We start from the raw sequence: 14,818 nt of genomic DNA on the forward strand, positions 1-14,818 counted from the left end.
ATTTCTAAAAAAGGCTCAACTATGGCAGGCATTGATAACATACGCTCGGGGCAAACTCTCTCGACCTCTACGAGAAGCTCAGTACGTAATGAAAATACCACTACCAGCGGTTCTGATTCAGCAAAGAAGTCCAGTGTTGCTCAAGATGCTGTATCGCTCAGCTCTCAAGGTAAGGCTATGGGTGAAATGCATAATCAGATGGTGAGTCAACCAAGTTTCGATCAAGCGAAAGTGGCGGCTATCAAAGAAGCGATTGCTAACGGCTCTTACACCGTCGATCCTGAAAAGCTAGCTGACAATATGATGAAGTTCGAGAAAGAACTTGGTGGCATGTAGATAGCCGGGGCTTATTATAATGGCAGCACTACTAGGTTTAGTTGAATTTCAATTAAAGAATGCACAAGAGCTAACCGATGTTCTTGAGCAAGAAAAGCATGCCATTACCCAGCGAAACTCCAAAGAGATCGAACAACTCGCCAAGCAGAAAATCACATTAATTGAACAGCTTCAATCCACTGATGATCGCCTTCGTCGCCACCCAGACGTAGAAACTTTAACGTCGGATCCAGAGTTGAGCCCTCTGGTTGAACAAGTTCGATTGCTGGTTGGACAGTGTCAGCAAGCCAATGAGGTTAATGGACAAGCACTGCAGCGAGCTCAGTTAAGCTTTAACAAACTCAACAACCTGATGAAGCAATCTCAGGGTAAGTTAGGGATGACCTATACAGCGGAAGGGCAAACGAAAAATGTCACAACGCTAGGAACCAATATTAAAGCTTAATAGAGACACAAGAGTTCACAGATAAAAAAAGCGGCAATGATTGCCGCTTTTTTAGTATCGGGAGATAGAAGAAAAGTTAGAAAAGGGTTTGCTGCCTCTTCTCTGGTACTTGCTGGACTTCACCATAGTCACGCAGCTTATCCATTTTCTGAATATCAAGACGAAGCTCTGTTACATAGCTATCTCCAACTTTGTAACTACGGACCACTTCAGCACCTCGAATTACACCGTCAACAGCACCCGAAGTACGCTCTGTACCTAGGCGTTGATCTTGAAGATCAGCACGTCCACTCACTCGCATGCCATAAACTTGTTCCGCCAATTCTCGGTAAGCATCGATCTTCGAGGCACGCATAGCGCGAACCTGCTTTTCATCTTCATTGCGCCCTTTCTGCTCGCTGATACTTGCATAGCCGACAGCCGTCAACCAATCATCAGGTCGCATATTTTGTAGCGGTTGACAACCGACCATCATGAACGCGACGACAAGGAATAATACTTTTTTCATCGTGTCTCCTACGGGCGCAGTATCACAGTGTATGGCTGTGTGATCGTTGGGTCAGAACGAATAAGTACCCCGTCTTGAGTTCGAATACTATTCAGCGTATCAAGATCACGACCAATACGATCCGCAGGTAAGAAACCTTGCGCTGTCGCAACAACAATGCGTGACTGCATCCCTACCACTCGAGCATTCACAAGCACACCACCTTCTTGACGAAGCATAGTACCTGTTAAGACATATTGAATGTCTTGCTCTTGTGCAAGATCTTTCCAGTCTCGGCTAAAGGCGAAGTCACCTTGGTGAGTCACTTGGATAGAGCCAGTGGTTTTAAAATCCACCACTCTAAAGCCACGACGTTGAAACTGGTGAATAAATCCTTCAGATACAGAATTACCTAGCCAGTTTGTCGCATCCATATTTTGCAGATCAACAAAAGACGTCACCGCGATCGGCGTTCTTGCCGACACACTCGTGTTCGATATCATTAGATCTTCTGTCATGCTCTCGACAAAAAAGTCAAGAGTATGACGCGGGCTATCCATTAACATGAACTGTGAACCTGGGTAAGGTTCTTTACCGTTATATATTGGCGCATACGCACAAGCGGTCAAAAACACCACTGGTACTAGCGATAACCATTTTTTCATTCTCTCAATCTCCGATACATTAAGGCGTTAATGCTCATTCTTTTAGCTGATATCTAAAAGTGGAACATTCCTTGCTTTTCTATCTATGCAACTATTTAGAAAGGCAATGCCTAAATCAGCTAAGATTTATTAAGCAAAAAATGAACCAACTTGGTAATCAAACATGAAAAAATCACTTCTGATCCTTTTTACAACCATTTACATTAGCTTGTTTTCATCAAGCGTCTTTGCGGGATGGTATGAAGTGACAGGAACTGCCACCGTGGTTTCGTCCGAGGAAGTCGCTCGCATTCATGCACTGGAAGATGCCTTATATAAAGCCGTCAGTTTCTCGGGTGCGGACATCGGCAGTATCGCGAATCTACGACCGCTTTTAGAAGCAGGCAGGAAAGAGTACCAATTCACTGGCAGCGAAGTTCGTTACATCTTGGTGGAAGAAGAGAGAACGCGAAGTAACGTCATGTTTGTTCGTGCTCGTATTGATATTTACCCATCGGCAACGGGTTGCCACGTAGAACAATATAAGAAGACATTTCTAGTCGGAAACATTGACCTAGCGTCACCGCAACAAGCAGTAATGGGCCAGATTTACAATGTCGGTGATGATTTTGCCAATGTAATTAATCGTCAACTCGATCAAGAGTCAGCCAATTTTATCTCTGTAGGTACCACAGACTTTGAAATCAATAAACGATACCCAGAGCGTTTAAAAATGATCGCTCAAGACACTGGCGCTCAGTACATTATTGGTGGGGTGATTACCGATTTGACCGCGACCATCGATAAGAAACTGCTCAAAGATGATGTGATCAACCGCCAGTTTGCACTCGAGATGACAGTTTTTGATGGCAAAACCGGGAACGAAGTCTACAACAGAAACTATCGTGAGGTAGCGAGCTGGCCATTTGCTAAAACCAGTCAAGTCGATACGAAAAGTGCTCGATTTTGGGCTTCGACATACGGCGATATGATGCTTCGTGTCAGCCGTAACATCATGCTCGATTTGGAATCAGAGGTCTCTTGTAAAATCACCTTGCCAGAGGTAGTGGCCAAGTGGGGTAACACCATCACGATGGACTTAGGTCGCTTACATGGCGTGCAGCAAGGTGACCAGTTACAACTGTGGCATACAGGCTCGTTTATTGATCAACGCGGACTTCCTAGAAACAAAGTGACACAAACCGATATCACATTGACCGTTTCTCGTGTTTATGAAAGTGAAGCTGAACTCACCGTGGACCAACCAGAACTTGCAGGAAGTATTCAGATTGGTGATGTCATGCATAAAATGCTTTAACTCGAAGATATTAAAGCCACTGACATAACGCACTATCTCATTTAGAGCGGGACATAACGCTAATTCAGTACAAAACAGCTGTAATTGAGGGCTAAGTAGAGAAATACTTAGCCCTTTTCTTACACGAATCTTCACCATCTTCCCAGTTTCATCTAGAATAGTTATTAATAAAGTTATCTATAGCCATACTATGAAAAAGAGTAACTTAGAGACAAATACTGGACACCGCTTTATTTCTAAAGCTAAAACCGCATTCAAGATCCATATACACACCCCAGATGATAAAGTGCTTCACCGCTCTGTCGGATATATTCGTATTGGGGAAAAAAAAGGACTAAAGAAAGCGATCAAACTCAGGAATGAACTGGGCAGCGAAATGTGGGGGAAATTTTGGCGTAGATTGCTCAAGGATCCTTATTTAATGACTCGACTGCCTCATTCTTTAGAGCCTAAGATCATTTTCAAGCCAAGACCAACCAAAGAACACCCAGATGCAAAAGACGAGTGTTATATCGCAGCTTGGCGTAACTACGATGAACATGGCAAGCTTATTTATCGCAGCGTTGTCTGTTCGATCAAGAAGCATGGCCGCTTAGCCGCTTACTCTAAAACTAAGAAAGCGCTACTTGCCGCAAATAAAGAGAACTTAGAGATTTTGGAGTTTATGGGGCGTTTGAACAGCATCGATTTGAAGTAACCCAAACAAAAAAGCCTTGGTCATACCAAGGCTTTACTTTTACATCACGCCATTATTTCTCTTCGTATTCAAAACCCGGCACGACAATTTCAACTCGACGGTTCTCTGCTCTGCCTTGTCTAGTCTCGTTCGACGCAATCGGATTGTTTTCGCCTTCACCTGAGACAGTAATGCGAGAGCTATCAATACCTTTCTCTTCTAAAACGGTTGCAACGGCTTGAGCACGCTTCTCTGATAGCATTTGATTGTACTCCGCAGCACCTGAAGAGTCGGTATACCCAGTGATCTCAACATTAGCTTGAGGGAATTCATTCATAAACTGGGCAAGTTCATCGATAGGACCTTCACTCTCTGGTTTAAGAGTTGAGCTATTAAGTTCAAAGTTACCCGAATCAATTCTCGCTTCAAAGGATTTGATCACTGGCGTGGCGACAACGACTTCCTCTTCTACCACCGTTTCTTCAACGACTTTTTCTTCAACCATCATAGGTTCTTGTGCTGGCTCATCACTGCCGCCAAAGCTGTAAACGAAGCCAAGTGATGCCGTATTAACCGCGGCTCTTACGAGGTCATTATTCACATCCGTCAAGCGCTGGTATTCAAGGCGAACACGAATGTTACTATCTGGGTTAAGCTCTAAGCCTAAAGCGCCTAGGTATGAGTTGTCGCTTTTGTCTCCATACTCAACATAGGCACCACCAAATTTACCATAGATATCCAGCGTATCCGTGATTGGGGCACTAAGTTTAGGCGCAAGGGTCCAAGCTGTCGCCTTGTCATCATTAATCCCGTCACCAGTAAACTCACCTAAGTAGTCATACCCTGCTTCAAGAGACAGGTAATCTAAAAAGTCATAACCGACAAATAGACCACCAGCGGCTGAATCATCGTCGCAATTTGTTGTGATGGATGTACAAGCATCATCCAACCATGATTTACCAACTTTAGCCCCTAGATATACATCGGCGTTTGCCGCCATTGAACCTAATGCAAGCGTACTTGAAATTACCACTGCCAATTTCTTCATGAGCACTTCCTTATTGTTATCAGAGTATTTGAAGGTAGAGAAACCCCACCCTCTTGGACCGCCTGCGAACGTTCAACAAAACAGTCACTTTAGCGACTTAACTTTAAACCATCCCTACTCAAACAACTTTCTCAAAAATGAGAAACAAGACATTGATTAAAACAATCTATGTGAGTTACTGATAGAAACAATAAAGCCCTGATCTAAGATCAGGGCTAAAGCTGCATTACCTAAAAACTCAACGTCTATCTCATAATAAAAAACCGCACTCGTTAAAGTGCGGTTTTAGATTTATAGACTGAATGCTTGTTAACAGTAATTAAGCGTTCGCTTCACGCTCTTCGATAAATGCGATTGCCATCTTAATACGAGCTACTGCACGCTCTTTGCCTACGAGTTCCATTACCGCATCAACAGAAGGAGACTGACCGCCACCTGTGACTGCTACGCGTAGAGGCATACCGATTTTGCCCATGCCGATTTCTAGCTCTTCACAAACAGCAGCAATAACACCTTCTTTGATGTTTGCTGTTGTCCACTCTTCTAGTGCTTCTGCTTTCGCAAGTGCAAGTTCTAGTGGACCTTTAGCAACGCCGCGCAGGTGTTTCTTAGCCGCGCCCGCTTCAAACTCAGAGAAATCTTCATAGAAGTAACGAATTTGCTCAGCAAGTTCTACTAGCGTGTTACAACGTTCACCAACTAGCTTGATTACCTCAGTGATTGCAGGACCGTTTTCAATGTTTAGGTTCTGGTTGTCTAGGTGCCATTGTAGGTACTCTGCCACATACTCAGGAGCTGATGTCTTGATGTAGTGGTTGTTCAACCAAAGTAGCTTCTCAGTATTGAATGCTGACGCTGATTTAGAAACAGCATCTAGAGAGAATAGGTTGATCATCTCTTCTTGAGAGAAGATCTCTTGGTCACCGTGAGACCAACCAAGACGCACTAGGTAGTTGTTCAGTGCATTTGGTAGGTAGCCTTCATCGCGGTATTGCATGACAGATACAGCGCCATGACGCTTAGACAGCTTCGCACCGTCATCACCTAGAATCATTGCACAGTGTGCGAACGTTGGTACTGGCGCACCTAATGCTTCGTAGATGTTGATTTGACGAGGCGTATTGTTGATGTGGTCTTCGCCACGAACAACGTGTGTAATACCCATGTCCCAGTCATCCACAACCACAACAAAGTTGTACGTTGGCGCGCCATCAGTACGACGAATGATTAGGTCATCTAGCTGGCTGTTAGCGATTTCGATGCGACCACGGATTTGGTCTTCAAATACAACGCTGCCTTCTTTCGGGTTACGGAAACGAACAACAAACGCATCACCTTCTTTTGCTGCTACATTTGCTGCCACAACTTTTGGATGATTTGCATCGTAACGAGGCATTTCTTTCGCTGCTTCTTGCTCTGCACGAATCTCTTCAAGCAGCTCTTTAGACGCGTAACATTTGTATGCTTTGTCTTCCGCTAGTAGCTTATCAACCATCTCGTTGTAACGGTCGAAACGCTTCGACTGGAAGTAAGGACCTTCATTCCACTCAAGACCCATCCACTGCATACCTTCTAGGATCGCATCAACAGCTTCCTGAGAGTTACGTTCTAGGTCAGTATCTTCGATACGTAGAACGAATTCACCGCCTTGGTTTTTCGCGTATAGCCAAGAGTAAAGTGCAGTACGTGCACCACCAACGTGAAGGTAGCCAGTAGGGCTAGGAGCAAAACGAGTTTTAACCGTCATGTAAAATACCTTGATTGTCTAGATGACCACACCAAGCCAAACGGCATGGTGCCAAAATTGCGCGTTATTTTAGCACCGATACGTAATTCTACAATCCATCATCAACAATCTTTGTTAATCGTTGATGTGTTTTACTGCCCATGAAATAAACTCTTGACGTTGTGCAGGTGTCATTTGAAGAAATTCGCCTTGAATGCCCTTAGAAACGGCACTGGATGACTGCGTCTTGTTAGCAGACTGACGCTGGTCTGAAGTCGGCTGAATTGCGGGCTCAACGACGTTAATTGCAGCCACACCACCCGCTAGATTGTACTGTTCAAGCATCTCATCGTAGTCTTTAATCAAAGCAAAGGTTTGGTCGTAAACAAGCTCTATTTCTACTGGTACGTCATTACCGTTACTGGTCACTTTCACCGTTGGTTGCTTTTCGAATTTTCTTACACCACGCTCGTCTCTAATAGCGAAAGGCGTTTCAAACTTTAACGTCTGGTTATTTGCTTCAAACTTTACGACCATCGGAAGAGAGTTAAACTTTTTCTTGCCACCATTACCATCAACCATGGCGGTAACGCGTATCAAAAGTTGATTGACACCATTCTCTATTTTTAAATCCCCTTTTGCTTTCTTAGGGGTGGTGTTTATCTCTTGATTTACCGCCAATATGTCAACTCGATTGTCGGTTTGAATAGTGACTTGCGCGCTAGCCAAGGTACTCATTAGACCTAATGCAATAACCCCTAAAAATTTGTTCATGTTTCCTCACCTGCTACAAACGGAAAAAGGCGGACACTCGGTCCGCCGTATCATTATTATTAGATTAGAATGTCCACTCAGTACCGATACGAACCATTAGATCGTCATCGTAAGTAGAATCGTCTTGCTGTGTTAGACGCAAGAATGTGTACACAGAGTTAAATGAGTAACCAAATTCACCACTGATCGATGTTGAATCTAAATCTTTGTTGTCAACGCCATCTTGTTGACCAGACTGGTCTGCGTAACCCACACGGATGTTAGCGTTACCAAAGAAGTAGTTAGCTTGTACAGAGTAAGCATCAATTTCACGCTTCAAGTATCCGTAGCCACCACCGCTATTAGTAGAGTCGTAAGAACCTGACTTGTAAGCACCTAAAATATTGAAGTTATCGATTGGGCGTAGTTCAAAACCGAAGAAGTAAGAGTCAGTATCACCAATTGAAGCTGTTTTGCCTGGGTCCCAAGTCGGTTGATCTGGAGTTGCGTTGTTAGTATCCCAGTGACCGTCTTCACCACCCTCAAACGTTGTACCTTTTGCCGTCTCAAATGCTGCATGTAGCGTTAGCATATCAACAGGTGTTACAGATACAGAACCACCAAAGAAGTTTGAGTCTTCGTGGTTTTCACTACCGTTACCACCAGCTAGGCTGAATTTCACCATATCTGCGAACATTGGAGAGTCGTAACGCCCCATTTGGCTCTTACGGTCAAAGTGGTAACGCTCACCTGATCTCCAAGCACGGTCAAAAGTACGACCTAAGTTAGAGGCAGAGTACGGCCAGTCAACAAGTTCGTATAAAGGTGTCAGCATACGACCAAAACGTACTTGACCCCAATCGTCGCCACGCAGACCTACGAATGTATCACGGTTACCTAGGTCAGCACCGTAGTCCAGTACCCAACCTGACTCTACTTGAGCAAATGCTGTCACACTGTCAGTCATCACTTTTGCAGCGCGGAATCCAACGCGAGTTTCATTTTCTAGAGACCAACCTGCATCAGGACCTGTTGGGTTCGATGCGCCGTAATCTACAGCAGAAATAGACACAACACCGTACACTTCAACGTTTGCGTCGTTCGGATCACCAATCATATATGCGTTTGCAGTACCTGCGGCCAAGGTAGCTGCAGTGATTGCTGCGCCAAGAAGTGTCTTTTTGAAATGAGACATAAGATTAACCCCTATTATTTTTAAGATTTATTTTGTTTAGTTCTCCCCGCCAGGTGAGTTAACTCATTGATTTAACGGGGAGGACTATTTATGGACAGGGGCATCTTGGCAAACTTTTTTCGCAACAAAAAACGAACCAAATGAAAATTCGACGCACTTCAAAAAAAGTCAATAGAAACAATTACAAACCAAATTAAAATCAACAACTTAAAAGTAAAACATAAAAAACAAAAACGTCAATTTTAGAATTTGTAGTGTCTGAACTCTGTAAATTACGGTAATAGTGTTAGCCAGTTCTCACACCTTTTTGAATAATTCACGGAACTTTATATTTGTCGATAAAAAAGCTTGATACAAATCCCATTCAATTTCATCAAGAAATAGGCCGTTCTAAAGCAAATTGACGTTTTTACCACTTTAAAAAAGGCTATTGACCTTACCCTTGCGGTAAGGTTTAAGCTTAAGCATCTTCATAAGTTTCTAAGGTTTAGTCATGGCTAAGTTCAACATCCCACTCTCTGGATTAAATTGCATGGGTTGCGCAAGAAAGGTAGAGAACCAGTTGATATCTAAACACCAAGTTGAGGTACTAGATCTCTCCCCCACCGCAATTAGCGTCGAGAGTTCACAGCCATTTTCTATATTAGAAACCAGCATTAATGAGCTAAATTATCAAGCAGGCAACCACTATCATCTACAACTAGCTGGATTAAGCTGCGGAAAGTGTGTCGCTAAGTTAAAAAGCGCATTAAATGAAGATGCCAAAGTCGGAGCTTTTGAAGCATCCAAAAATGAGTTAACCATCTCTACCCTTTATACTTTAGAGGAAGTGATCGCACTGGTTGAAACACTAGGCTATCAAGCTTCTTCTCAGTCAATGCCACCTGTACAAGTCAGTGAAACAACAAACACTCAGTCCGCTCTTACAAAGAGCAAACCACACCCAGAGCGCTACTCACTCAACCTTTTGATCTCGGGTATGACATGTGCGAGCTGCGTCGCTTCCGTTGAAAACGCCCTAGTCAGTGTCAAGGGAGTTGAACGGGCTCAAGTAAATCTAGCCGAGCAGAGTGCGATTGCTTTTACCTCGCTACAACCTGAAAAAATACAAGACGAGCTCATCACATCTATCCAGCATTCTGGTTATCAAGCGCAAATCATTGATGACCTCGAGACTCAACAACAGAAACAGCGCGAGCAACTTGAAGAATCACAACGAAAGCATAAGAAAAGTGCCTACTTAGGTTTAGCGATTGGCGCCCCACTTATGCTTTGGGGTGTACTCGGTGGCAATATGATGATCCGCTCGCTTGGTGATCAAATGAGTTGGGGGGTAATAGGCATTATCTGTTTCTGGCTGCTCGCCACAGCAGGGCGTAGTTTCTTCACCAATGCTTGGCAAGCACTCACTCACAAACGAGCGACGATGGACACCCTAGTAGCACTTGGTGTTGGCTCAGCGTGGCTGTTCTCAATGCTTGTCGTGACGTTTCCTGATTGGTTCCCAATCGAGTCTCGTCATGTCTACTTTGAAGCAAGTGCGATGATCATCGGCCTCATCTCACTGGGTCACTATATTGAAGCGAAAGCAAAAACCAAAACAACCTTGTCTTTACAAGCACTGATTGATCTTCAGCCTCAAAAGGCAAATCTCGTCACCGAGCAGGGAGAGCAAGAGATTGATATCAGAGAGATAGCCTTAGGCATGCATTTACGAGTGAAGCCCGGCGAGAAAGTTCCGGTTGATGGTTCACTCTTATCTGGAGAATCGTTTGTCGATGAATCAATGCTAACGGGTGAGCCTATTCCAAGCTTCAAACAACAAGGGGAGCATGTCTCAGCTGGCACCATCAACCAAGATGGCGTTTTCGTTATCGAGGCAACCGGAGTGGGAAGCGATACAATGCTAGCTCGCATTGTGACTATGGTGCGCCAAGCACAAAGCAGTAAACCTGCCATCGCGAAACTGGCCGACCGTATCTCTTCAATATTTGTCCCTGTTGTTGTCACTATTGCTGTGCTTTCGGCATTCATTTGGTACTTGGTAGGCCCAGAACCAGCATCTAGTTATATGTTGGTTGTGGCGACAACGGTTTTAATCATTGCCTGTCCTTGCGCTCTAGGTCTCGCAACACCACTTTCTGTCACCGTCGGTGTAGGAAAAGCGGCTGAGATGGGGATCTTGATTCGAGACGCGGACGTTCTGCAGTCTGCAAGTAAAGTAGATACGGTTGTATTCGACAAGACAGGCACCCTAACAGAAGGGAAACCTACCGTTCAGTCGGTTTACGCGCTTGATGGCAATCACAATGCGCTTCTGACTATTGCAGCATCGGTAGAGCAACATTCCGAGCACCCTCTTGCCAAAGCAGTTGTAAACTATGCCAAGGAAAACGCGCTAACCCTTTCCCCAGTCGACGGTTTTGAAAATCATAGAGGTCGCGGGGTATTCGCTCAATTTGAGACTCAATCAATCGCCATTACTTCTGTCAATTACGCTCGTGAACAAAGCTGGGGCGTTGAACAACTAGACACTCAGATTGCTCAGTTTATTGAACAAGCGTGGACACCGATTGTTGTTACTGTTGAAGGCTCTGCAAGTGGAGTTATTGCAATCGCAGACCCTATCAAGAGTGAAACTGCCCTCGCGGTAAACAGATTAAAAGCAATGGGGATTACGCCAGTCATTCTAACCGGTGACAATCACCAAGTCGCTCAAGCTATTGCCAAGCAAGTAGGTATTGAACAGGTCATATCCCAAGTTTTACCCGATGAAAAAGCTGACCATATAACGCAGCTTCAATCGCAAGGAAAACGTGTCGCTATGGTCGGTGACGGTGTGAATGATGCCCCTGCTCTGGCACTCGCAGACATTGGAATCGCAATGGGAGGTGGCAGTGATGTCGCAATAGAGAGTGCGCAAATGACCCTATTGAATACCTCACCTATTTCCGTGATTAGAGCGATTGAGTTATCAAAGGCGACCGTTCAAAATATGAAACAGAACTTGTTTGGTGCATTTATCTATAACTCTTTGGGTATACCAGTCGCAGCGGGCGTGCTCTACCCAGCTTTTGGTTTTTTGCTCAGCCCTGTTGTTGCAGGAGCGGCAATGGCACTTTCTTCAATCACAGTCGTAAGTAATGCTAATCGACTGAGACTATTTAAAACTTCGTAGAGGTTACTATGAATAAAAAAACATTGGCACTTGCCACTTCACTACTGATTAGCGGCAACGCACTTGCAGCTGATGTGCTTAATCACAAATCTCCGTACTGTGGTTGTTGCACCGAATGGACAAAACACATGCAAGATGCTGGATTCAATGTTGAAGAGAAATTACATGAAAACATGAATCCTATTAAACAGAAGCTAGGGGTAACACCTGAGCTAGCTTCATGCCATACCGCTGAAATTAACGGGTATGTATTTGAGGGCCATATCCCAGCGGATGACATTAAGGCGTTTTTAGAAAACCCTCCTAAGAATGCCAAAGGCCTTGCTGTTCCAGGCATGCCAATGGGCTCACCTGGCATGGAATATGGTGATGAAAAAGACGCATACGCGGTTTATGCATTTAATGAAAAAGGTCAGGTATTCACCTACCGACACTATGAAGTCAACAAATAACGGATTTTGTTGAGCCCATTTCTGTAGCACTCATACTTTCCCTAACAAGTATGAGTGCTAAAATTTCCCCTATTAAATCATCAATATAGATCTAAATTAACATCAAATGTAACTACGTTTACTTTTGTTTTTCGCATTATTCCTCTCTCTCAGATAACTTTCTCGCCAACTTAACAGCGCACCTTAACTGGCGCTCAATGGACTCTCGTTAAACACTCCTACTCAAAGAGAAAGATAGCGATGAGCACTCATTACCTAACAAAACTGAGAATGACTATGCGTAAACATCTATTAATTGCAGCTGCTGCTACCGTGGTTTCACTGCCGACTTTTGCCAACACACCTTACATCGCGGTAGAACTTGCTGGTGGTCAATACAACACTTCCGCGGCAGATGCAGAAAGCAAAACTGTCGTTGATAAACTTGATAACGCAGGCTCATTTGCAATAAAGGGTGGCTCTTACCTAACCGAGAATGTGCGTATTTATGGCTACGTGCAATACAACGGTGAATCAGAACTAACGATCATCGATGTGGAAGAAAATGCTCGAGTTAAGTTTCAGCTAGATGGGTACCAATTTGGTGTCGGCTCTGACTATGTTTACCACATTGACAATAGCTTCTATGTATTAGCTGGCGGTTCAGTAGGCTATTACAATAGCGAATTGGAGACTCAAGTGACGCCTGCTGGTGAAATGAGCGCTTCGGTAACAAGCAAAAACTCAGGACTGACTTACGGCTTGAATGCTGGTATGGGTTATATGTTCACAGAACACTTTGGTATGGAAGCGGGCTACCGATTCAACTACTTCAACGGCAACGAACATAAAGTGGGTGACGATAATCTTGGTAAGTTCAACTCGTCAAATCAAGGTTACATCAACGCGACTTACAAGTTCTAACTGTTGAGGTTAACTCGGTGCGCCTCTAACGCACCGAGTTTCTCACAAATGATACAACACCACTTACCGATGGAGGGATCTATAAGTCGGAAGAATATTTTTATAGAATGCGCGGCGTCTTTTCGCTCCCCTGTGACATATATGAACATACTCGCTCTAGCTAAGCAAAGCGGTCAACTCATCGCTATTGCTCATTTACTCTATGACCCAGAACATAAAACGTTGACCAATGGCAGCAATGAAATAGCGCTAGAGCCACGTAACCTCGCATTGCTAGAAGTGCTGTTGTCAAATGTAGGTGAGCCAACCTCTATCGAGCAATTTATAGGGCAAGTATGGGAAAACCAGTACATTTCAAAAAATGTGGTCACAAACCGCATCAGTTTGTTACGTAACCTCTTTAGGGAAAATGTCCCAGATATTGACTCGACCAAGCTGATCGTGACCTACCCGAAAAGAGGTTACTTCATCCCGAATAGTCACGTTCAATTAGTCAGTTCACTAGACAACGACATAGACTCTGAAAATCAGGATTCAACAGGTCAGAGGTTAACATTCAAACCTTCTAAGCTTACCTTTTGTTGTTCGGCACTTTTGATTACGCTGCTCTTATCTGCAGTCGCTCTGATCAACACGTTCTTTGATGTAAAGGTCGAATCAAAAGATCAGGCATTATACGTACCTCAGGTTCGTTTGCTGCTCGATCAAATTTCATCATCCCAACAATCAACGCAGGAGGACGCCCTAAGGCTCAAGGTATTGCTGCTCCACGCTTATAGCCACTCTCCTTATATCCACTTAGCTAATATGCGCTCACCGAGCTACTACTTGATGAGTTTGAGCAAACACCGTCATTTCCCAGGTTCAGATGCGATTAATGATTCAGACTATAAGCTCGCCTTCAACCTGCTTGAAGATAACGGGGCGGCAGATTCTCTAGAGGTGATTCTCTATCATTCGGCGTCAAATCGTGTTGCTTGGCGAAATTTATACCCACTTGAAAACAATCAATTGGTTTCGACCGTAAACAGACTAAACTCTGATCTGACGGAATACTTCAAGTTACCTACGCCTATTTTTCGTATTGAACAAGCTCTGAAAACCAGCCTAACACAGCGCTCTGAAGCCGAGTTCGATCACTTAATCGAGAAGAAAATGAGTGGTGCAGAAATCAGTTTTTATAGCCGAGAGCTACTGTTTAGTGAGCAATCTTCTGATGTACTGCGACATTGGATCGATAAGGTAAAACAAAGTACTCCGACACCTTCTCCTGAGCTGCATATGCTGTTAGCTCTACTTACTTATCGATCTGGAGAAATAGAAAAAAGCTTACAAATGTTACAGCGAGAGTATGTTGCGGAAATTCCAAACAACGCGCTTATTCTAATGTTGCAAGCCAATATTAGTCGTAAAAAACGCAATACAGAGCAATATTTAAGTAACTACTTAAAAGCAACAGCAGCACTCACAAGTAGCATCCCAGCTAAGCAAGTATTAGCGCATTACTCTAGTGAGAATAAGCAAGCGGCCTGCTTAGGTTTATGGAAAGATGCCCTATCAAACATTGAGTACATCCATATGCCTAACAGTTTACTTTGGCAAGGTGTTGAACGCTTTTGTGCTCCAATCACCAACGCATAATACGAAGAAGCCCAGC

At 44.0% G+C, this 14,818-nt stretch carries 14 protein-coding genes; 8 read left to right on the top strand and 6 right to left on the bottom strand.

What is annotated here, in order from left to right:
* Positions 1-21: 21 nt before the first annotated feature.
* Together flgM and F0231_RS16345 are read left to right on the top strand one after the other, a co-directional pair.
* Complete coding sequence (gene flgM, locus F0231_RS16340; protein WP_171760771.1) at positions 22-336, top strand: flagellar biosynthesis anti-sigma factor FlgM; 315 nt, start codon at positions 22-24, stop codon at positions 334-336.
* A gap of 19 nt (positions 337-355) precedes the next feature.
* Positions 356-781 carry a flagella synthesis protein FlgN gene (locus tag F0231_RS16345; protein WP_171760772.1) on the top strand — a complete coding sequence of 142 codons (426 nt, stop codon included), beginning with the start codon at positions 356-358 and terminating at the stop codon, positions 779-781.
* A gap of 76 nt (positions 782-857) precedes the next feature.
* Here F0231_RS16345 and flgP read toward each other — a convergent pair whose 3' ends face one another.
* On the bottom strand, positions 858-1,289 hold the full coding sequence (gene flgP / locus F0231_RS16350; RefSeq protein ID WP_171760773.1) for a flagellar assembly lipoprotein FlgP: 432 nt from the start codon (positions 1,287-1,289) through the stop codon (positions 858-860).
* Between the two features lie 8 nt (positions 1,290-1,297).
* Complete coding sequence (locus F0231_RS16355; RefSeq protein ID WP_171760774.1) at positions 1,298-1,933, bottom strand: FlgO family outer membrane protein; 636 nt, start codon at positions 1,931-1,933, stop codon at positions 1,298-1,300.
* 163 nt (positions 1,934-2,096) lie between these two features.
* Here F0231_RS16355 and F0231_RS16360 point away from each other — a divergent pair, with 163 nt between their 5' ends.
* Both F0231_RS16360 and F0231_RS16365 read left to right on the top strand, forming a co-directional pair.
* A complete protein-coding gene (locus F0231_RS16360; protein WP_171760775.1) occupies positions 2,097-3,230 on the top strand; it encodes a flagellar assembly protein FlgT in 1,134 nt (377 codons plus the stop codon).
* A gap of 190 nt (positions 3,231-3,420) precedes the next feature.
* The gene (locus tag F0231_RS16365) at positions 3,421-3,927 is read left to right on the top strand and encodes a Fe3+-citrate ABC transporter substrate-binding protein (RefSeq protein ID WP_171760776.1); all 507 of its coding nucleotides are present in this window, start codon (positions 3,421-3,423) and stop codon (positions 3,925-3,927) included.
* A 52-nt stretch (positions 3,928-3,979) separates the two neighbouring features.
* Here F0231_RS16365 and F0231_RS16370 read toward each other — a convergent pair whose 3' ends face one another.
* The 4 genes from F0231_RS16370 to F0231_RS16385 all read right to left on the bottom strand — a co-directional run bounded on the left by F0231_RS16370 (position 3,980) and on the right by F0231_RS16385 (position 8,628).
* On the bottom strand, positions 3,980-4,954 hold the full coding sequence (locus F0231_RS16370) for an OmpA family protein (protein ID WP_171760777.1): 975 nt from the start codon (positions 4,952-4,954) through the stop codon (positions 3,980-3,982).
* A gap of 319 nt (positions 4,955-5,273) precedes the next feature.
* Positions 5,274-6,701: a glutamate--tRNA ligase gene (gene gltX, locus F0231_RS16375; protein WP_171760778.1), complete on the bottom strand. Its 1,428-nt coding sequence runs from the start codon at positions 6,699-6,701 to the stop codon at positions 5,274-5,276.
* 114 nt (positions 6,702-6,815) lie between these two features.
* Positions 6,816-7,454: a DUF2057 family protein gene (locus tag F0231_RS16380; RefSeq protein ID WP_171760779.1), complete on the bottom strand. Its 639-nt coding sequence runs from the start codon at positions 7,452-7,454 to the stop codon at positions 6,816-6,818.
* A gap of 64 nt (positions 7,455-7,518) precedes the next feature.
* Positions 7,519-8,628, bottom strand: a complete 1,110-nt coding sequence (locus tag F0231_RS16385; protein ID WP_171760780.1) for a porin — start codon at positions 8,626-8,628, stop codon at positions 7,519-7,521.
* Positions 8,629-9,121: 493 nt separating this feature from the next.
* Between F0231_RS16385 and F0231_RS16390 the strand changes: the two genes are divergently transcribed.
* The 4 genes from F0231_RS16390 to F0231_RS16405 all read left to right on the top strand — a co-directional run bounded on the left by F0231_RS16390 (position 9,122) and on the right by F0231_RS16405 (position 14,802).
* A complete protein-coding gene (locus F0231_RS16390) occupies positions 9,122-11,806 on the top strand; it encodes a heavy metal translocating P-type ATPase (protein ID WP_171760781.1) in 2,685 nt (894 codons plus the stop codon).
* An 8-nt stretch (positions 11,807-11,814) separates the two neighbouring features.
* Positions 11,815-12,258: a DUF411 domain-containing protein gene (locus F0231_RS16395; protein WP_171760782.1), complete on the top strand. Its 444-nt coding sequence runs from the start codon at positions 11,815-11,817 to the stop codon at positions 12,256-12,258.
* 276 nt (positions 12,259-12,534) lie between these two features.
* Positions 12,535-13,161 carry an outer membrane beta-barrel protein gene (locus F0231_RS16400; protein WP_171760783.1) on the top strand — a complete coding sequence of 209 codons (627 nt, stop codon included), beginning with the start codon at positions 12,535-12,537 and terminating at the stop codon, positions 13,159-13,161.
* Between the two features lie 141 nt (positions 13,162-13,302).
* On the top strand, positions 13,303-14,802 hold the full coding sequence (locus F0231_RS16405; protein ID WP_253825821.1) for a transcriptional regulator: 1,500 nt from the start codon (positions 13,303-13,305) through the stop codon (positions 14,800-14,802).
* Positions 14,803-14,818: the final 16 nt, after the last annotated feature.

Origin of the sequence: Vibrio sp. RE86 (genome assembly GCF_013114545.1) — a bacterium.
Lineage (GTDB): Bacteria > Pseudomonadota > Gammaproteobacteria > Enterobacterales > Vibrionaceae > Vibrio.

Coding starts and splice junctions, on each gene's coding strand:
- F0231_RS16390 (WP_171760781.1), top strand. CDS start 9,122: ATGGCTAAGTTCAACATCCCACTCTCTGGATTAAATTGCATGGGTTGC.
- flgP (WP_171760773.1), bottom strand. CDS start 1,289: ATGAAAAAAGTATTATTCCTTGTCGTCGCGTTCATGATGGTCGGTTGT.
- F0231_RS16365 (WP_171760776.1), top strand. CDS start 3,421: ATGAAAAAGAGTAACTTAGAGACAAATACTGGACACCGCTTTATTTCT.
- F0231_RS16370 (WP_171760777.1), bottom strand. CDS start 4,954: ATGAAGAAATTGGCAGTGGTAATTTCAAGTACGCTTGCATTAGGTTCA.
- F0231_RS16395 (WP_171760782.1), top strand. CDS start 11,815: ATGAATAAAAAAACATTGGCACTTGCCACTTCACTACTGATTAGCGGC.
- F0231_RS16360 (WP_171760775.1), top strand. CDS start 2,097: ATGAAAAAATCACTTCTGATCCTTTTTACAACCATTTACATTAGCTTG.
- flgM (WP_171760771.1), top strand. CDS start 22: ATGGCAGGCATTGATAACATACGCTCGGGGCAAACTCTCTCGACCTCT.
- F0231_RS16385 (WP_171760780.1), bottom strand. CDS start 8,628: ATGTCTCATTTCAAAAAGACACTTCTTGGCGCAGCAATCACTGCAGCT.
- gltX (WP_171760778.1), bottom strand. CDS start 6,701: ATGACGGTTAAAACTCGTTTTGCTCCTAGCCCTACTGGCTACCTTCAC.
- F0231_RS16355 (WP_171760774.1), bottom strand. CDS start 1,933: ATGAAAAAATGGTTATCGCTAGTACCAGTGGTGTTTTTGACCGCTTGT.
- F0231_RS16405 (WP_253825821.1), top strand. CDS start 13,303: ATGAACATACTCGCTCTAGCTAAGCAAAGCGGTCAACTCATCGCTATT.
- F0231_RS16380 (WP_171760779.1), bottom strand. CDS start 7,454: ATGAACAAATTTTTAGGGGTTATTGCATTAGGTCTAATGAGTACCTTG.
- F0231_RS16345 (WP_171760772.1), top strand. CDS start 356: ATGGCAGCACTACTAGGTTTAGTTGAATTTCAATTAAAGAATGCACAA.
- F0231_RS16400 (WP_171760783.1), top strand. CDS start 12,535: ATGCGTAAACATCTATTAATTGCAGCTGCTGCTACCGTGGTTTCACTG.